Origin of the sequence: Paenochrobactrum pullorum (genome assembly GCF_041929845.1) — a bacterium.
Classification (GTDB): Bacteria; Pseudomonadota; Alphaproteobacteria; order Rhizobiales; family Rhizobiaceae; genus Paenochrobactrum; species Paenochrobactrum pullorum.
The window spans coordinates 250,728-269,495 of the sequence record NZ_JBHEEH010000002.1 but is presented as its reverse complement, the minus strand read 5'-3'; the positions used below and the strand labels follow the sequence as shown (position 1 = coordinate 269,495).

Annotated in this window: 19 protein-coding genes; 13 read left to right on the top strand and 6 right to left on the bottom strand. The window is 49.3% G+C overall.

The features are described from left to right. The first annotated feature begins 15 nt into the window (after positions 1 to 15). Together JNC77_RS07480 and JNC77_RS07475 are read left to right on the top strand one after the other, a co-directional pair. Positions 16 to 234 carry a DUF1289 domain-containing protein gene (locus JNC77_RS07480; RefSeq protein ID WP_374831014.1) on the top strand — a complete coding sequence of 73 codons (219 nt, stop codon included), beginning with the start codon at positions 16 to 18 and terminating at the stop codon, positions 232 to 234. After that, a complete protein-coding gene (locus tag JNC77_RS07475; protein ID WP_374831012.1) occupies positions 234 to 938 on the top strand; it encodes a TIGR02281 family clan AA aspartic protease in 705 nt (234 codons plus the stop codon). The genes JNC77_RS07480 and JNC77_RS07475 overlap by 1 nt, the downstream gene beginning before the upstream one ends. Here the strand turns inward: JNC77_RS07475 and dusA are convergent. From dusA to JNC77_RS07460, 3 genes are all read right to left on the bottom strand, one after another. Further along, the gene (dusA, locus tag JNC77_RS07470; protein ID WP_374831151.1) at positions 922 to 1,968 is read right to left on the bottom strand and encodes a tRNA dihydrouridine(20/20a) synthase DusA; all 1,047 of its coding nucleotides are present in this window, start codon (positions 1,966 to 1,968) and stop codon (positions 922 to 924) included. The genes JNC77_RS07475 and dusA overlap by 17 nt on opposite strands. 142 nt (positions 1,969 to 2,110) lie before the next feature. Then, positions 2,111 to 3,247, bottom strand: coding sequence for an alpha-D-ribose 1-methylphosphonate 5-triphosphate diphosphatase (locus tag JNC77_RS07465; protein WP_374831010.1), 1,137 nt, complete (start codon positions 3,245 to 3,247; stop codon positions 2,111 to 2,113). A 41-nt stretch (positions 3,248 to 3,288) separates the two neighbouring features. Beyond that, positions 3,289 to 4,008, bottom strand: coding sequence for a DUF1045 domain-containing protein (locus JNC77_RS07460; protein WP_374831008.1), 720 nt, complete (start codon positions 4,006 to 4,008; stop codon positions 3,289 to 3,291). Positions 4,009 to 4,144: 136 nt separating this feature from the next. Here JNC77_RS07460 and JNC77_RS07455 point away from each other — a divergent pair, with 136 nt between their 5' ends. The 10 genes from JNC77_RS07455 to JNC77_RS07410 all read left to right on the top strand — a co-directional run bounded on the left by JNC77_RS07455 (position 4,145) and on the right by JNC77_RS07410 (position 14,111). Then, positions 4,145 to 5,062 carry a sugar kinase gene (locus tag JNC77_RS07455; protein ID WP_374831006.1) on the top strand — a complete coding sequence of 306 codons (918 nt, stop codon included), beginning with the start codon at positions 4,145 to 4,147 and terminating at the stop codon, positions 5,060 to 5,062. A gap of 303 nt (positions 5,063 to 5,365) precedes the next feature. Next, positions 5,366 to 5,647: an acyl carrier protein gene (locus JNC77_RS07450; RefSeq protein WP_374831004.1), complete on the top strand. Its 282-nt coding sequence runs from the start codon at positions 5,366 to 5,368 to the stop codon at positions 5,645 to 5,647. A gap of 62 nt (positions 5,648 to 5,709) precedes the next feature. Then, positions 5,710 to 6,858: a beta-ketoacyl-ACP synthase gene (locus JNC77_RS07445; protein ID WP_374831002.1), complete on the top strand. Its 1,149-nt coding sequence runs from the start codon at positions 5,710 to 5,712 to the stop codon at positions 6,856 to 6,858. 11 nt (positions 6,859 to 6,869) lie between these two features. Further along, positions 6,870 to 8,147, top strand: a complete 1,278-nt coding sequence (locus tag JNC77_RS07440; protein WP_374831000.1) for a beta-ketoacyl-ACP synthase — start codon at positions 6,870 to 6,872, stop codon at positions 8,145 to 8,147. 146 nt (positions 8,148 to 8,293) lie between these two features. Then, positions 8,294 to 9,322 carry a zinc-binding dehydrogenase gene (locus JNC77_RS07435; RefSeq protein ID WP_374830998.1) on the top strand — a complete coding sequence of 343 codons (1,029 nt, stop codon included), beginning with the start codon at positions 8,294 to 8,296 and terminating at the stop codon, positions 9,320 to 9,322. 1 nt (position 9,323) lies between these two features. After that, positions 9,324 to 10,247, top strand: a complete 924-nt coding sequence (locus JNC77_RS07430) for a lipid A biosynthesis lauroyl acyltransferase (RefSeq protein WP_374830996.1) — start codon at positions 9,324 to 9,326, stop codon at positions 10,245 to 10,247. A 112-nt stretch (positions 10,248 to 10,359) separates the two neighbouring features. Continuing rightward, the gene (gene rpe, locus JNC77_RS07425) at positions 10,360 to 11,037 is read left to right on the top strand and encodes a ribulose-phosphate 3-epimerase (protein ID WP_374830994.1); all 678 of its coding nucleotides are present in this window, start codon (positions 10,360 to 10,362) and stop codon (positions 11,035 to 11,037) included. A gap of 151 nt (positions 11,038 to 11,188) precedes the next feature. Continuing rightward, a complete protein-coding gene (gene purB / locus JNC77_RS07420; protein WP_374830992.1) occupies positions 11,189 to 12,496 on the top strand; it encodes an adenylosuccinate lyase in 1,308 nt (435 codons plus the stop codon). Positions 12,497 to 12,720: 224 nt separating this feature from the next. Next, positions 12,721 to 13,614: a 5'-methylthioadenosine/S-adenosylhomocysteine nucleosidase gene (locus tag JNC77_RS07415; protein ID WP_374830990.1), complete on the top strand. Its 894-nt coding sequence runs from the start codon at positions 12,721 to 12,723 to the stop codon at positions 13,612 to 13,614. Positions 13,615 to 13,832: 218 nt separating this feature from the next. Next, the gene (locus JNC77_RS07410; RefSeq protein ID WP_374830988.1) at positions 13,833 to 14,111 is read left to right on the top strand and encodes a hypothetical protein; all 279 of its coding nucleotides are present in this window, start codon (positions 13,833 to 13,835) and stop codon (positions 14,109 to 14,111) included. Between the two features lie 130 nt (positions 14,112 to 14,241). On the opposite strand, the gene JNC77_RS07405 is transcribed toward JNC77_RS07410, so the two are convergent. Together JNC77_RS07405 and JNC77_RS07400 are read right to left on the bottom strand one after the other, a co-directional pair. Continuing rightward, complete coding sequence (locus JNC77_RS07405; RefSeq protein WP_374830986.1) at positions 14,242 to 15,390, bottom strand: CaiB/BaiF CoA transferase family protein; 1,149 nt, start codon at positions 15,388 to 15,390, stop codon at positions 14,242 to 14,244. A gap of 87 nt (positions 15,391 to 15,477) precedes the next feature. Further along, entirely contained in the window at positions 15,478 to 16,662 is a 1,185-nt protein-coding gene (locus JNC77_RS07400; protein WP_374830984.1) for an acyl-CoA dehydrogenase, read from the bottom strand. Positions 16,663 to 16,765: 103 nt separating this feature from the next. Between JNC77_RS07400 and gcvA the strand changes: the two genes are divergently transcribed. After that, positions 16,766 to 17,692 carry a transcriptional regulator GcvA gene (gene gcvA / locus JNC77_RS07395; protein WP_374830982.1) on the top strand — a complete coding sequence of 309 codons (927 nt, stop codon included), beginning with the start codon at positions 16,766 to 16,768 and terminating at the stop codon, positions 17,690 to 17,692. On the opposite strand, the gene JNC77_RS07390 is transcribed toward gcvA, so the two are convergent. Further along, complete coding sequence (locus tag JNC77_RS07390) at positions 17,668 to 18,666, bottom strand: LLM class flavin-dependent oxidoreductase (RefSeq protein WP_374831149.1); 999 nt, start codon at positions 18,664 to 18,666, stop codon at positions 17,668 to 17,670. The genes gcvA and JNC77_RS07390 overlap by 25 nt on opposite strands. Positions 18,667 to 18,768: the final 102 nt, after the last annotated feature.

The following is an 18,768-nucleotide window of genomic DNA, read 5'->3' as shown; positions in this document are numbered from 1 at the left end:
GCGCATCTTTTCATTATGGAAACACCGATTAAAAATCAGGAGCAAGGCATACCATCGCCCCCATCACCATGCGTTTTGGTTTGCAATATGGATATTAACACCGGCCTGTGCTTAGGTTGCGCCCGCACACTGGACGAGATAGCACGTTGGTCTACCATGAGTGCAGCACATAAAAAACAAGTTCTGGCGCTCTTACCTTCGCGCCACAGACAATTACAGGCAAAAGATATCTGATGGGTCGTTTAGTTTGGATTATTCTCGCGCTCATAGCAGTTCTGGCCTTGCTGCTTGTTTCCAATCATGAGAGTGGCACGACTGCTGGTTATGATAATGATATATTTGCCCGCGCTGGTTATTTAGGTATTTGGGGCATCGTACTTGCGGCCGGTCTTCTTGGCTCTGGTATCAGTCTTGTCGATTCCGTTCGCCAATTGATGATCTGGGCAATCATTATTATGGCTTTGGTTGCAGGCTACCAATATCGCTATGAATTGCAGGATATTGGCAGCCGCGTCACAGCCGGTCTTATTCCGGCAAGTGCAATTTCCAGCCTTTCCGAGGATGGCACCTTAACCGTTACTTTAACAAAATCTTCCGGTGGACATTTTGAAGTCAATGGTAAGGTAAATGGAAAATATGTGCATTTTCTGATAGATACCGGCGCTTCTTCAATTGTTTTATCATATGAGGACGCACAAAAAGTCGGCACTGACACCGACAATCTAAACTTTACCGCGCCGATCATGACCGCCAATGGCAGCTCAAAGGCTGCGCATGCGCGCCTAGATACATTACAGATCGGCGATATCAGACGCGAGAATGTCCATGCCCTCGTCACGCAGCCAGACATGATGCGCGGCAGTTTGCTGGGCATGAGTTTTCTGGAAACCTTGCACGGTTTCAATGTGCGAGGAGACAGGCTTATTCTGCTGGATTAAGAGCGCCAAGATTGAGTGCTTGTGCCTCCGCTTCTTCACGCGCCTCGACGATCACATGATAGGCTGCGCGCAACACGTCACTGGTTGCACCAGCTTTCGGCGCATCGACGGATAATATCTGGCGGAAACGACGCGCACTCGGCTGTCCGGCAAATAGCCCGACCATATGGCGCGTCACCTGATTGAGCTTGCCGCCTGTTGCAATATGGCGATCACAATAATCGCACATCGCCTCAATCAATTCTGCATCGCTTACCGGCTCATGTGCATCACCGTAAAGCAGTGCATCTGCCTCTCTCAGCAACAGCGGATTGTGATAGGCCGCACGTCCGATCATAACGCCATCGACCGATTGCAGATGATCCAAACCTTCCTGCAAATTATTGATGCCGCCATTGATGCCGATAAATTGCGCACCATATTGCTGCTTTAAACGATAAACACGATCATAATCCAGTGGCGGAATATCACGGTTCTCTTTGGGTGACAGCCCTTGCAACCAAGCCTTGCGCGCATGTACCCACAAAGCATCAACGCCCTCACCGATCGTTAATCGTGCCAATTCGCCAAGTGCTGTTTCGGTGTCCTGCTCATCCACACCAATGCGGCATTTCACCGTCACTGGAATAGAAACCACCTGTTTCATCGCCGCGACACAAGCCGCCACGACATCGGGTGTCTGCATCAAACACGCACCAAATGTGCCGGATTGCACCCGATCAGACGGACAACCGACATTGAGATTGATCTCGTCATAGCCAAAATCCGCACCAATTTTGGCCGCTTCCGCCAGCTTTTTCGGATCCGAACCACCAAGCTGCAAGGCAACCGGATGCTGTGTATCATCAAAACCGAGCAGAAAATCACGTCGCCCGTGTATGGCAGCATCGGCCACCACCATCTCAGTATAAAGCAGCGTGTTTTTAGTCAGAATACGGTGAAAATAGCGACAATGCCTGTCAGTCCAATCGAGCATCGGCGCAATCGACAAGCGTGGCCAATTTCGGGGCCAGTTCTGTGGCACCGATATTGATTGGTCCTGATATAATTTAGACACGAGTGACACAGTCTTCTCCGGCAGGCTTATCGACAAGCAACGTACAACACAAAAACAACTGCCCGCTCATACACGTTATGAACGGGCAGAAAAAGAAATAAAACCAAAAAACCGTTTAAATCACCCGCGAACCTTCGCGCCAGACAGTGCGAATAATCGGAATATTATCAACGAGTTTCACCCGTACCAGATCGGCACGTTTACCAAGCGCAATCTCGCCACGATCTGTAAACCCGACCTTCTGTGCCGGATTATAGCTGATCATGCGGATTGCTTCCGGCAAGGATACGCTCGTCACATCTTGTTCCAGATGAAAAGCCGATTGCATCAAGCTTGAAGGGATATAATCTGATGAAATAATATCCAGATTACCTGTGCTTGCCAGATCACGTGCTGCCACATTGCCGGAATGTGAACCACCGCGCACAATATTCGGCGCACCCATCAAAACGGAAAGACCGGCTTTCTTCGAAGCTTCAGCCGCCACTTGTGTGGTCGGGAATTCTGCGATGCGAATACCTTGCTCAACCGCCTCTTCAACATGGCTAAGCGTTGCATCATCATGACTTGCCAGAATGATATTGCGTTCATGACAAAGTGCAGAAAGCTCTTTGCGGTTTTTATCCGAGTTACGTTTGGAATCATCCATCCGCTTATTGCAATAACGGCGAAACTCTTCATCGCTGGTTTTCAGTTTACGCATATAATAGACCTTATAAGTCTCCATATCCATAAACTGACGCTGACCGGGTGCGTGATCCATCAGCGAGGCAAGGCGCACCAGCGGCTCATTATCGAAATAATGAAATGCATCCAGACAATCATCAGCCGACACTTCGCAGCGCAAATGCAAAAAGTGATCGGCACGCAGGCGTTCATCCTGCACGCCTTGTTTGATCGCTTGCGCTAATTTACGCATATCTGCGATGCCAATTTCTGTTTCCGCATCAAGCCCGACACGCAATGCGTCAAAAACCGTAGTAATGCCGGAAGATGCAATCTGTGCATCATGAGCCTGCACGGCAGCAATCGGGTTCCAGCGCACTTTCGGGCGCGGCGCGTAATGGCCTTCCAAATGGTCGGTATGCAGCTCTACCAGTCCGGGGGTGATATAATCCCCTGCCATATCTTCACCAACGGCAGTGCCATTGCTGGAAATATCAGTAATTACCCCATTTCGAAACTGTACAGCTCCCGACACAATTTCATCAGCCAATATAAGCCGGGCATTTTTTAATACAGTTTCCGTCATCCTGTCCTATCCTGCTAACAACTCGACACTTTATCTTCAGCCTATCGCTGACCAGCCAAAGATGCCAAAAACTTGACACTCGCCAAAGGGTGCAAAGAATGCACTTCAAATGGTGCCCCCGGCTCTGGTTCGACGAACAGAGCCAGATTACTGATCTCGACACTGTCGGTTAAAACCGGTGCAAAGAAATCATCCAGAATAGCGGCAATTTTTGGTCTGTGCTTCTCTTCGATTTTGTCCGTCAAAGTCATATGAAAATGAAATTCGTCGAATACGTAAGGATAGCCCCATTGTTGCAGATTGCGCAACTGAGCAGGCTCCAATGTTTCTGGTTTTCTGCGGTCAAAATCCTGCCCGCTTAAAGGCGCACGAAACTTATCCAGCGCTGTAACCGTATCATTGGCCAGCTGTTGCAGAGCCGGAACCGGTTCTTTCAGCATTAATGCAAAGCAAGAGCCAAGGGCCGCAATTTTTAGCCGCGGCAATGTGACCGGAGCAATGGAAGATGCAAAAAGCATCAATGCACGCAACAAATCATCTTCATTATACCCAGGGGCCAGATAAAACGGTGCTTTAATGGTCGCATGAAAACCATAGCGGCGTGCCGAGATCGTCATATTATCCAGTTCTTCAACCGACAAGCCTTTGATTACAGGACGCCGCACCGCCTCTCCGGTAAATGGATTTCGCCCCAACCAATTATTGGCAATTTTCAGCAAAGCATCAGTTGAGGAAGGGGTAAAATAAATAGCGTAACGCATAATGATTCCTTTTTCTGACGCATGCCAATACCGGTAAAATAAGACAGAGTGACGAAGGTGACAGATGACGGATAATCGCTTATAGCCTTATCCAAAACTATAATCGGGAAAACCATATATATAAAAAGGTAACATAATGCACGGCTTTGCCTCTGTCGGTGAATGTATGATCGAACTTTCAGGCCAGAACGACACGCAATGGCATATGGGATTTGCCGGCGATACGCTCAATACCGCATGGTATGTGCGCGCATTGATGGACGAAGATTTCTGCGTGGATTATATCACCGCCTTTGGTGATGATGCGTTTTCCAAACAACAAATTGCCTTTATGCAAGACAATGGTATCGGAACCGACAAAAGCCCGATCATCAAAGGTGCCCGCCCCGGCCTTTATGCCATCACTCTGACAGGAGCCGAGCGTTCTTTCACTTACTGGCGCAATGATTCTGCTGCCCGTCGTCTGGCCGAAAATCCGGATAAGCTGCTCGAAAGCCTCAAAAACCGTAAAATGATCTATTTTTCCGGCATCACGCTCGCCATCATTTTGCCGGAACATCGCCACGCATTCTTGGACATTATTAATACATGCCGTGCCAATGGCTCTCTCATCGCGTTTGATCCCAATTTCCGCGCCTCTCTTTGGCCCGATCACGGCCTTGCCCGCGAACTGATTACCAAAGCCATGCGTAGCAGTGATATCGCTCTGCCGACATTGCCGGATGAGCAGGCACTTTTCGGCGATGCGGATGGTCAGGCTTGTGCAAAGCGCCTCAAAGCACTTGGGGTCAGAGAAATTATTGTCAAAGATGGAACTGAGCCGGCAATTGTCCAGTTTGAAGATGATCAAACGCTTGTACCATCGGCCAAAGCCAATGCAATTGATACAACCGGCGCTGGCGACAGTTTTAACGGTGGTTATCTTGCAGCCCGTTTGAATGGCATGGCACCTGTGGAAGCAGCCATACAGGCACATAAAGTAGCTGCCCGCGTCGTGGAGTGTCGCGGTGCATTAATGCCAATGCAATCAGCTCACGATTTATTTATCAAATAAGCAGTTCAAACAGTCATGATTAAGTGATTTTGTTCAATTTCATAAGCTTGAAAGATGGTTTTCACGTTAAAAAGGACATAATTGATTATAAATTGCTTCAAATTCAACAAACAGCAATTATAAGGGGCAGGATTGCAATTATAATTGATGTCGTTAAACCAGATTATACCTACATGTATAATCTGGCGCTTATTGAGGCTTTCCCTATTTTGAGAAAAGCGCTACATACGCGTTAAATGTTTGCATATTGCGAACGAAAATTCGTAAAGCCGAAAGGCAAAAGCCTAAAAAAGGAAACAGATCTTGTCCTCAACTTTTGACAAAGTCGCAGATATTATTGCCGAAACCAGTGAAATCGATCGCGATTCAATCACTCCAGAAAGCCACACAATCGACGATTTGGGCATCGACAGCCTCGATTTCCTTGATATTGTTTTCGCAATCGACAAAGCTTTCGGCATCAAGATTCCGCTTGAACAGTGGACTCAGGAAGTAAACGAAGGCAAAGCACCGACCGAAGAATATTTTGTGCTGAAAAACCTCTGCGCAAAAATCGACGAACTGGTTGCTGCCAAACAGGCTTAATCGCCAAATGTTTACTTGGGCGTAAACGCCCCTATCAGCCGTGGAGATCATACGAAGCCACCATGCAAAGCAATAAAGTTCTCATAACCGGAATTGGCATCATTTCCTCTCTAGGTGAAGGTCTTGAAGCGCATTGGAATGCATTCAGTTCAACCGACACAAAGCCTCAGTTGGAAACAACTGAATTTGCCCCATATGTGGTGCACAAGCTTGGTGAAGTTGACTGGAATTGCCAAATTCCGAAGCGCAGTGATCAGCGTCAGATGGAAACATGGCAGAGGCTCGGCACTTATGCTGCCGGTCTTGCGCTGGAAAATGCCGGTATCAAGGATGACGAGAACCTTTGCGCGACCATGGATATGGTTGTCGGTGCAGGCGGCGGCGAACGTGATATTTCCGTTGACACCCAGATTTTGGAAGAAGGCCGCGTTAACGAAAACCGCGGCCTGATGCTCAATGACAAATTGTCGACGGAATTACGGCCAACATTATTTCTGGCGCAGCTTTCCAATCTGCTCGCCGGAAATATTTCTATCGTTCATAAAGTCACCGGCTCTTCACGCACCTTTATGGGTGAAGAAGGTTCCGGTATTTCGGCGATTGAAACTGCTGCGGCGCGCATTCGTTCGGGTCAAAGCACCCATGCGCTGGTCGGTGGTTCTTATAATGCCGAGCATTTCGACATGATTCTCGGCCATGAACTGGGCGGTCTTTTGAAGCATGACGGTTGGGCACCTGTCTGGGAGCGTCAAGGCACAACTGGCGGCGGTATGATTTCCGGCTCAGGCGGTGTGTTTCTGGTGCTTGAAAGCGAAACCCATGCCAAATCGCGTGATGCACGCGCTTATGCAGAAATCGAACACGTGCTGACATCGCAAATTCAGCGTGGAAACAGCGACCTGCAAGCAGCTGTCCGTGACATGCTGGCGAGTGCCGGCACTGCCGACATCACCATCTCCGGTGTTTCGGGTGCGCATCAGGCAACAGCCGCCGAAAAAGCAGCGCTTGAAGCTGCAAAAGCTCATTATCAGGATGTAACCAGCCTCACCGGACATTTGCGCGAAGCACAGTTCCCATTGACTGTTGCGTTAGCTGCATTGAGCGTCTGGAAGGGTAAAGATTTGCGCAATCAGGCAGAAATTGCCTCTGCCCTTGCCACCACAATCGGCGCCTCACGCGCTGAAGGCATTGCCAAACTGGTTAAAGCATAAGGAAGAGGATGATGACAAAATATCTCGATCACCTCGGTCGTCCTCTGATCGCAATTACCGGAGCCGGTGTTGTTTCATCCCTTGGTCAGGGCAAACAAGATAACTGGAATGCGCTGACCAGCGGCAAATCCGGTATTCATGCGATTAACCGTTTTCCGACTGAAAATCTCAAAACCCGCTTTGCCGGTACGGTTGATTTCTTAACCGAAAGTGAAATCGGAGCTTCAGCCCTTTCACAAGCGCTTGCGCGCCTTGCCGGTGAAGAAGCGATCGCCCAATCCGGTCTTTCCGTGTCCGATTTTGGCGGCGCCATGTTCTTGGCGGCCCCTCCGGTTGAACTGGACTGGAAAAGCCGTTTTGCACTGGATGAAAGCGTTAAAGACCAAGGCCCCGCCAGCTATCAATTGCTGTTGGAAGCCTGCCGCAATCAGCGTCAGCAAGAGTTCTTCAACACCACGCAATTTGGCTATATTGCCGAGCAGCTGGCCAATCATTTTGGCACACGCGGTCTGCCTGTCACCTTATCGACAGCTTGTGCATCCGGTGCCACTGCCATTCAGCTTGGTGCGGAAGCCATTCGCCGCGGCGAAAGCGAACGTGTCTTGGCCATCGGTACCGATGGTTCAGTGTCGGCCGAAGCACTGATCCGCTTCTCGCTGCTCTCAGCCCTTTCCACCCATAATGAAGCCCCTGAAAAGGCATCCCGTCCGTTCTCCAAAGATCGTGACGGCTTTGCCATGGCTGAAGGCTCCGGCGCTTTGGTAATGGAATCGCTGGAATCAGCACTTGCGCGCGGTGCAAAAGTGCTGGGTCTTCTGGCTGGTTGCGGTGAAAAAGCGGATGATTTCCACCGCACCCGCTCCAAGCCTGACGCGTCCCCTGCCATCGGCACTGTGCGCGGCGCATTGGCTGATGCAGGTCTGACCATTGATCAGATTTCCTACATCAATGCCCACGGCACTTCGACACCTGAAAATGACAAGATGGAATATCTGGCACTTTCAACCGTGTTTGAAAACCAAATGGAAAACATTCCTGTTTCATCCAACAAGTCGATGATCGGTCATGCACTGACCGCTGCCGGTGCGATTGAAGCCGTCTTCTCATTATTGACGATCCAGACCGGCACTTTGCCGCCAACCATCAACTATGATAATCCTGACCCGTCCATTCCGCTCGATGTGGTGCCGAATGTCAAACGTGATTGCGCGGTGACCTCTGTGCTTTCCAACTCCTTTGGTTTTGGCGGCCAGAATACCAGCCTGATTTTGACAGCCGAACCGAAATAAATTCTGGCTGTCATTGACCGTAATTTATATAAAATCCCGGTAAGCAGATGCTTTCCGGGATTAAGCTTTCAAATATCTTGCCCATAACAATACAAATTATGGGCAAGAGCTATTTTGGGATAAGCCCAAACTTAGAGGATAATTTCATGCGCGCTTTGCAGCTTCTTGATGATCGTCGATTAGAGATCACCGATATGGCACCTCCACCCCCGCCAGCTGCGGGTGAAGTAACCGTCAACATCAAAGCCGTCGCCCTTAATCACATCGACGTTTGGGGCTGGCGCGGCATGGTATTTGCCAAGCGCAAAATGCCGCTCGTTATCGGCGCGGAAGCTTCCGGCGTTGTGTCGGCTATCGGCCCAGGGGTTGCAGGTCTGCTGCCGGGACAGCTCGTTTCCATTTATGGCGCACGCACCTGTGGTCTTTGTAAAGCTTGCCGCGAAGGCCGCGACAATCTTTGTGAACACGTCTCCGGCGTTCATGGCTTCCATCTTGATGGTTTTGCCTGTGAAGCGGTTAACCTGCCTGCACGCCTTCTCATCCCTGCACCTCCGGGTGTTGATGAGATTGGTGCAGCTGTTGCGCCTGTAACTTTTGGTACTGTCGAGCATATGCTGTTTGATAATGCAAAGTTGCAGCCGGGTGAATCCATTCTCATTCAGGCCGGTGGTTCGGGTATCGGCACCGCCGCTATTCAGCTCGCCAAGAAAATGGGTTGCACGGTCTATACCACCGTTGGTTCCGACGATAAAATCGAAAAAGCCAAGGCACTGGGTGCAGATCACGTCATCAACTACCGCGAAGACCGCTTTGAAGGCGTCATGCGCAAGCTGACCAAGAAAAAAGGCGTCGACGTGGTGTTTGAACATGTGGGCGCGGACACGTGGGCAGGCTCGATGCTCAGCCTCAAGCGCGGCGGACGTCTGGTCACTTGTGGCTCCACCTCCGGTGTATCAACAAGCATGAACCTGATGATGCTGTTCCAGCAGCAGCTGAAGCTTCTCGGCTCATTTGGTTGCCGTATGGAAAACATGGCCGACGCCATGCAGAAAATGGCACAAGGCATTGTATCGCCGGTGATTGATACCGTTGTTGGTTTTGATGAAATCGATACCGCATTGAAGCGCATGGAAGGCCGTGACGTTTTCGGCAAGATCATCCTGACTATTGAGTAATATGTTCAAGCTTAAACTCCTTGCCTTTCGCTACAGCCAGAAATTAAAACAGTTTAATTACTGGCTGTTAGCACAGACAATCTTCGTGATTTTTGCAGTTTTGCGGCTGTTGCCTGCCAATGCGGCCATCCGCTTTTGTGCGTGGTTTGCGCGCAAAATCGGGCCATTGACGCCACGCCATAAAGTGGCAGTCGATAATTTGTGCCATGCTTATCCGGAAAAATCCGAAGATGATATCCAAGCGATCGCCCGCGAAATGTGGGACAGCATGGCAAGGCTGTTTGCTGAATATATTTTCCTTGATGCTATTTTCGATTTCGACCCGAATGCAACGACAAAAGGTCTGGTCGAAGTTGATGGTATTCCGATTTTCGAACGTCTGCGCGATGAGAAGAAACCACATATTTTCTTCACCGCACATACCGGCAATTTCGAACTGCTGCCAATTTGTGCGGCTACTTACGGGTTGGATGTCACAGCTCTCTTCCGCCCGCCAAACAATCCTTATATTGCCAAACGCGTACTTAAAGCACGCCGCACCAATATGGGACATCTGGTTCCTTCCAAAGCGGGTGCTGCATGGTCTTTGGCCAGCATTTTGGGCGATGGCGGCAATGTCGGTGTTTTGGTTGACCAAAAATTCCACCGTGGCGTCGAGAGCACATTCTTTGACCGTCCGGTTAAAACCAATCCGCTTTTGGCCAAACTTGCCCGTCAATATGATTGCGATGTCTATCCGGCTCGTTGCATCCGCCTGCCCGGTGGCCGCTTCCGCTTGGAACTGCAAGAGCGCATGGAATTGCCACGCGATGCCGAAGGACAAGTTGATATTGCCGCGACGGCCCAGCTTTTAAATGACACTGTAGAAGAATGGGTACGCGAATATCCGGGTCAATGGATGTGGTTCCATAAACGCTGGGGTTGACTTAAGTTTTATCTGACGCGTCCTCGCACAAACTTGAATGACTGTGCCGGACATGCTAACGGCACATAGTGGTACAGAGCCTTTGAAAGGCTTTTCAAACAAGGATTATTTGATGTCCCGCCCGATTATCATTGCACCTTCTATTCTCGCTTCTGACTTTTCCAAGCTTGGCCAGGAAATCAAAGATGTTGTGACCGCCGGTGCGGACTGGATCCATATTGATGTGATGGACGGCCATTTTGTGCCAAATATCACTTTTGGCCCGGATGTCGTCAAAGCCATCCGCCCACAGACAGATGCCGTTTTCGACACTCATTTGATGATTTCACCTTGCGATGCGTATCTGGAAGCTTTCGCTAAAGCTGGCTCTGATATCATCACCATCCATTCGGAAGCAGGCCCTCACCTGCACCGCTCATTGCAAGCCATCCGCGGCCTAGGTAAAAAAGCCGGTGTAGCGCTCAATCCTGGCACCCCTGTTTCAGCGCTCGAAAATGTCATTGATGATGTCGATCTCATTTTGGTGATGACCGTCAATCCGGGCTTTGGCGGTCAGAAATTCATCAGTTCGATGCTGCCGAAGATTGCCCAAGTCAATGCATTGATTGGCAATCGCCCGATTGACTTACAGATTGACGGCGGCGTGACACCGGACAATGCAGGTGCTGCGGCAAAAGCTGGTGCCAATTCGCTTGTGGCAGGCTCCTCTGTTTACAAGGCAGGCAATCTGGAGGGCTACCGTGCCAATATCGTGGCCATCCGCAAGGCTGCGGAAGAAGCCCGCGCTTAATTGAATTCTTGCAGGCGGGCGAGTATTTTAGGAAAAGTGGGAACCGGTTTTCCGTAAAAATGCGTAAAAAGGCATCCGCCTGATTTCTTTTTAAAACCGCCGGTTATTACCCTAACTGGTTTTCTCGTCGAATACACATTAGGAAACGCACATGATCCCGCGCTATTCCCGCCCTGAAATGGTTGCCATCTGGTCGCCGGAAACCAAGTTCCGCATTTGGTTTGAAATTGAAGCCCATGCTTGCGATGCATTGGCTGAAATCGGCGTTATCCCGAAAGAATCCGCTAAAACCATCTGGGAAAAAGGCGGTGCAGCAAAGTTTGATGTCGATCGTATCGATGAAATCGAAGCTGTCACCAAGCATGACGTCATTGCATTCCTGACCCATCTGGCAGAATTTGTGGGGCCTGACTCACGTTTCATCCATCAGGGCATGACTTCATCAGACGTTCTCGACACCTGCTTCAACGTGCAATTGATGCGCGCCTCTGATCTATTACTTGCTGATCTCGACAAGCTGCTGGCAGCGCTTAAAACCCGTGCCTATGAGCATAAAGACACCGTCACCATCGGCCGCAGCCACGGCATCCATGCCGAGCCGATTACATTCGGCCTTAAAATGGCATTGGCCTATGCCGAATTTGAACGCTGCCGCGCCCGCCTTGTAGCGGCGCGTGAAGAAATAGCCACTTGCGCCATCTCAGGGGCAGTTGGCACATTCGCCAATATCGATCCGCGCGTTGAAGAACATGTGGCTAAAGCCCTCGGCATGAAAGCCGAGCCTGTATCCACACAGGTGATCCCGCGTGACCGTCATGCTATGTATTTTGCAACACTCGGCGTCATCGCGTCATCGGTTGAACGTCTGGCCGTTGAAATTCGCCATTTGCAGCGCACTGAAGTTCTGGAAGCGGAAGAGTATTTCTCACCCGGCCAGAAGGGCTCTTCAGCCATGCCGCACAAGCGCAACCCTGTGCTGACAGAAAACCTCACCGGTCTTGCCCGCATGGTTCGCTCTTTCGCACTGCCTGCAATGGAAAATGTGGCTCTCTGGCATGAGCGTGATATTTCGCACTCTTCCGTTGAGCGTATGATCGGCCCTGACGCTACCGTCACCCTTGATTTTGCTTTGGCGCGTCTCACCGGTGTGATTGAAAAATTGTTGGTCTATCCTGACAATATGACAGCCAATATGAATAAGTTCCGCGGCCTCGTGCATTCACAGCGCGTGCTTTTGGCGCTCACTCAGGCTGGTATCAGCCGTGAAGATTCATACCGTCTGGTTCAGCGCAATGCGATGAAGGTTTGGGAACAGGGTAAAGATTTCCTGGAAGAATTGCTGGCTGATGAAGAAGTGCGTGCAGCCCTCAGCGAAGAAGAAATCCGCGAAAAATTCGACCTTGCATACCATACCAAGCATGTTGATACGATTTTCAATCGCGTTTTCGGTGATAATTAATCGGCAAATAAATCAGACAAGATATTGGGTTTCCATTACATTTTTCTGATTTAAATTAATTTTATAAAAAATACTCCCATCATATTGATATAATGGGAGTATTTTTGTTTTAAATACAATAAAAACTGAAATAGAGCTAAGAGGCTTTAGCCTTAAAGCTTGATTTCACCTAACATAATCAGCCAATAATAATCACCTGCACCAACGCATGAAGAGACATTGAGATGAAATTTATTCCTGCTCTCCTCGCCCTGACCGTCAGCACCTCAGCTTTCGCTGATGACACATCGCGTATCGCCGTGATGTCTGCTTTTGAACCGGAATGGGTTGTCCTGCAAGAAAAGCTCAGCGATCCTCAGGAAATCGAATTGAACGGCACCAAATTTCTGACTGGCAAGATTGAGGGAAAGGACGTTGTCCTGTTCCTCTCCGGTGTCAGTATGGTCAATGCAGCCATGACCACGCAGATGGCCATCGACAAATTTAACATCAATGCCATTGTCTTTTCAGGCATTGCCGGTGGCGTTGATCCATCCCTCAATATTGGCGATGTGATTGTGCCGGAACAATGGGGACAATATCTCGAAGCTGTCTATGCGCGTGAAACCGATGGCAAGTTCTCCACCCCGTCCTTCATGCCGACAACCCTGCCGAATTACGGTATGATTTTCCCGCGTGAAGTCAGCGTTGCGCGCGACGGCGGCCAGATGGAGAAAAAATTCTGGTTTAAAGTTGATGGCAAGCTGTTAGAAACAGCCACCAAAGTGGCCGCAGCAGTAAAGCTGAAAGATTGCGTTGCCGAAAACAAATGCCTCTCCAAGGCTCCTGCCATTCATGTCGGCGGCAATGGCGTGAGCGGCACTGCATTTGTCGACAATGCTGATTTCCGCGAATACTCATTCGACACGTTCAAAGCGACCGTTCTTGATATGGAATCCGCCGCTGTTGCCCATGTTGCAGACACCAATAGCGTACCATTCATTGCATTCCGTTCGCTTTCCGATCTTGCCGGCGGCGGCGACGGCGAAAACGAAATGGGCACATTCATGGGCTTGGCTTCGGCCAACTCCGCAGCTGTCGTTTCCGCTTTCATCAAAGCGTTGCCAGAGCAAAAATAGCAAAATAATCTGATTTTTGACGGCACATAGTGCGCCGTTATTTTATGCAATAATTTCAAAGAACCGGAACGATTTATCATTCCGGTTCTTTTGCGTCATCAACAGGATGACGAAGATATAGTTTTCTAAAAAAGCGAATATCAATTTATAAAATATAAACAAAATGTTATAGTCATTTCAAATGACATAACCGTTCACAACCGCTTTTGGAAAATGATATGACCGAACAAGATTCAAATCTCATTCTCTCCGCCTTGTCCCAACAATTTACGGAAGACGACATTACTGTTCAGGTCGATATTTATCGCCGTGAAGAGGAAGATGGCTGGACACTGGAAGTCATTGATGAAGATGACATTTCCTTTGTTTATGAAGATCTGTTTGAAACCGATCAGGAAGCATGGGATGCATTTCTGGCTGATGTAGAAGAATACGGCCTTGCCGACATCATCGATCCCGATGAAGACGAAGATGACGACGCGCCAAGCTATCACTAAAGAGGTTTCAATCAAAACCGCTCTAGTCTTTATGTTTCTACGCGCATCTTACGCCGAAAACTGTTTCACACTTTTCGGGATGCGCTCTAAGTTTTAAAAAAGCGGTCTGAAATTCAGGCCGCTTTTTATTTCAGCTATTCTTTTGAAGCAGTTCAGCAATTTCCGCATCATGCTCACCCAATAATGGCGAACGTTGTCCCAGCTTGAGTTCAGCATCCGAGAATTTGATCGGGGTGCGTAGTCCCGGCACATTTTGCGGATTAATCTGCATATTGCGAGCGATAAATTGCGGATCACTAAAAACATCCGCTACTGAATTAATCGGCCCTGCCGGAATCTTAAGTTTTTCAAGTTCCACCAACAGCGCATCACGTGTCCATAGACGTGTTTGTTCTTCCAGCATTTGTGTCAGGCTATCACGGTTTTTAACCCGCGCTGCATTACTGGCATAGTTTTCATCTTCGGCCACGCCATGCAGTCCGAGCAATTTGACTAATTTTGCAAACTGCCCGTCATTGCCGCAAGCAATGATGAAATAACCATCGGATACCGGCAGTGTCTGATAAGGCGCAATATTGGGATGCGTATTACCCATCCGTTTTGGCGCCTTGCCGGTAGCCAGATAATTCATGCCCTGATTGGCGAGCACTGCCGTCATGCAATCAAACAAAGCCATATCAATATGCTGGCCCTTTCCGGTGCGCTCGCGCATCATCAGGGCTGATTGAATGGCAATCACACTATAAAGGCCGGTAAAAATATCGGCAAAAGCCACGCCGATTTTTTGTGGTTCTCGATCCGGCTCGCCGGTCAAATCCATAATACCGGCCATGCCTTGGATCATAAAATCATAACCTGCCCGCTCGGCATAGGGCCCCTCATGGCCAAAGCCGGTGATGGAGCAATAAATCAGCCCCGGATTAATTTTTATAAGGCTCTTATAATCAAGGCCGTATTTTTCCAAACCGCCCAGCTTGAAATTCTCAATCAGAACATCAGCTTGCTTAACCAATTCACGAACAAGGTCCTGACCTTTTTTGTCGCGAAAATCAGCCGTCACTGACCTTTTGCCACGATTGCAACCATGAAAATAAGCGGCAGACGGCTCGCCCTCGACATCAAAATAAGGCGGCCCCCATCTACGCGTATCATCGCCCTCAGGACTTTCGACCTTAATCACATCAGCGCCCAGATCAGACAAGGTTTGCCCCACCCAAGGGCCTGCCAAAATACGGGCAAGCTCGACCACTTTCAGCCCTGCCACCGGTGTATTTTCCATTACATCATGCCCTTTTAAAATAAAAACCCGCCCGCAATGATGCGAGCGGGCACAATCACCAACAGGTCATGTTGAACTTAGTAAAAATTAGTAAAAAGCCTGAATGCCTGTCTGTGCACGGCCTAAAATCAGCGCATGCACATCATGCGTGCCTTCATAAGTATTCACGGTCTCAAGGTTCTGCGCGTGACGCATCACATGATATTCAATCTGAATACCATTACCGCCGTGCATATCACGGGCATGACGCGCAATATCGAGCGCTTTGCCGCAATTGTTGCGTTTAATCAGTGAAATCATGTCCGGCGCCATGCGATCTTCATCCATCAGGCGACCAACACGCAAACTTGCCTGAAGACCAAGGGTGATTTCGGTCATCATATCGGCAAGCTTCTTTTGATAAAGCTGCGTTCCGGCCAGTGGTTTGCCAAACTGCTTGCGATCAAGTCCGTATTGGCGGGCACGATGCCAACAATCTTCAGCTGCGCCCATCACGCCCCATGAAATACCGTAGCGCGCACGATTAAGACAGCCAAACGGCCCTTTAAGGCCAGATACATTCGGCAGCAATGCGTCTTCACCGACTACAACACCATCCATAACCACTTCACCGGTGATGGAGGCGCGCAAGGAAAGTTTGCCGCCGATTTTCGGAGCGGATAGTCCCTTCATGCCTTTTTCAAGCACAAAACCACGGATTTGGTTGTCATGTGCGGCAGACTTTGCCCAAACGACAAAAACATCGGCAATCGGTGAATTGGAAATCCACATTTTCGTGCCGGTCAGACGGTAACCACCGTCGATTTTCTCGGCGCGCGTCTTCATGCCAGCCGGATCAGAACCCGCATCAGGCTCGGTCAAACCAAAACAACCAATCAATTCACCCGAAACCAAGCCCGGCAGATATTTCTTGCGCTGCTCTTCAGAGCCATAAGCATAAATCGGATAGATCACCAAAGATGATTGCACACTCATCATCGAGCGATAACCAGAATCAATACGTTCCACTTCACGCGCCACCAAACCATAAGCTACATAGCTGGCATCGGCTGCACCATATTCTTCCGGCAGTGTTACGCCAAGCAAACCAGCCTGCCCCATCATGCGGAACAGTTCAGGATCGGTTGATTCTTCCATATAGGCTTTTTCAATACGCGGCATCAGCACATCATTGGCAAAACCTCTGGCTGAATCGCGGATCATCCGCTCATCCTCAGTCAGCTGATCATCCAACAACAACGGATCATCCCAAACAAAACTTGCGCGTGACATATAAATTCCTGCCTCTCCAATAAGAATAACCGATTATGCAACCAGTCCGTATTTTCAGCAATCTATGTTTACTCATTCATCTATTCCGTTTAATCATAGATGAATGACATCAGTATCGCGACGGCTCCTACCATCCACCAAAGCATTGGCAGCATTTGATGCAGTCAGCCGCTATGAAAGTTTCTCGGAAGCAGCCGATGAGCTCAGCCTGACGCAAGGTGCGGTCAGCCGTCAGATCGCAGCTTTGGAAGCGCAGCTTAATATTGCTTTATTTGAGAGAAACAGCAGGCAAGTTATTTTAACTGATGCCGGTCGCAGCTATTTGCAAGCCATCCGGCCTGCCCTTGCAGCCATACGTGCAGCATCCTTAAATATAATGAGCCATATGGGCAACAACACGCTTAATTTAGCACTTTTGCCCACATTCGGCACCCGTTGGTTGATCCCGAAAATACCGCGCTTTGTGGCGCAATATCCTGATATTATTTTGAATTTTTCCACCCGTATTGGCAAAGTGGACTTTGAAAAAGAAAATCTCGATGCCGCCATCCATATAGGTCAACCCGATTGGCCGGATGCCGATTTTGAATTTTTAATGGATGAAACGGTCATGCCGGTATGCAGCCCTGCATTTTTGCAAGCGCACCCGGTGACTGGTCCGGCTGACCTTCTCAAAATGCCACTTTTTCATCTGGCATCACGCCTAAATGCTTGGGAACACTGGTTCAAAACTCTTGGCATTGAACAGCCATTGCACAGCTCTATGCGCTTTGAACAATTCTCCAATGTCAGTCAGGCATGTATCGCCGGACTTGGAATTGCGCTGATGCCGGAATTTTTGATCCATGCAGAAATGGCGGCCGGACAGTTGGTTCCTGTCTGGCCGCATAAGATTAAAAGCCTCAGCCATTATTATTTTGTCACACCTAAAACTCGTCAGGCGCGGCCGACTGTTCAAGCGTTTAAAAACTGGCTACTCTCCGAAATCAGCAGGGCAGAAGTTAATCAGGAGGCAGCGACCTTGGCATAGGATTGTGCGGCAATTTCATAAGAACGCATACGTTTTTGATGATCATAGATCATGCCTGTCAGCATCAATTCATCAACACCGGTGCGCTTGATAAAATCGTGGATACCATTGCCAACACTCTCCGGATCACCAACAACACGGCAAGAAAGCGCATGCTGGATAACCGATTGTGCCGAAGCATCCAGATTTTGCATATAACCTTCAACCGGTGCTGGTAACAAACCAGGCTGACCGGTGCGCAAGTTCACAAAAGCCTGTAATTGCGATGAAAACAGAAATTGCGCTTCTTCATCAGTATCGGCTGCAATCACATTCAAGCCCACCATCACATAAGGCTTATCCAAATGCTCGGATGGCTCAAAACGCTCGCGGTAAATATCAATCGCGCGCTCCATATCAGCGGGTGCAAAATGTGAGGCAAAAGCATAAGGCAAGCCTAGCATCGCGGCCAATTGCGCACCAAACAAGCTGGAGCCCAAAATCCAGACCGGCACATCAAGCCCACCGCCCGGCACTGCCTGCACACGCTGGCCTTCTTCAACCGGGCGGAAATAACCCATCAGTTCCACTACATCCTGTGGAAAAGCATTGGCATCACTATTGAGATTTCTGCGCAATGCATGGGCGGTAAATTGATCTGTGCCCAGTGCACGACCAAGCCCTAAATCTATACGTCCCGGATAGAGCGAGGCGAGTGTACCAAACTGCTCCGCCACCACTAATGGCGCATGGTTTGGCAGCATAATGCCGCCCGCGCCAACGCGGATTGTTTTGGTGTGAGATGCCACATGACCAATTACGACAGATGTCGCGGCACTGGCAATGCCCGGCATATTATGATGCTCGGCCAGCCAATAGCGGTGGTAGCCGAGTTTTTCTGCAAGTTGTGCAAGCTCTGCGGTATTGCGCAAAGATTGAGCCGGCGTGCTGCCGGCAGGCACTGGAGAAAGGTCTAGAACGGATAAAGGTGTCATGTGCTTCATATGGATTGCATGCAAAACAATACAAGTGCGCTTCACCAAAATATGACTTATTTGTGCAATAAAAAAGGCGGGCTATTTTACCAGCCCGCCTTT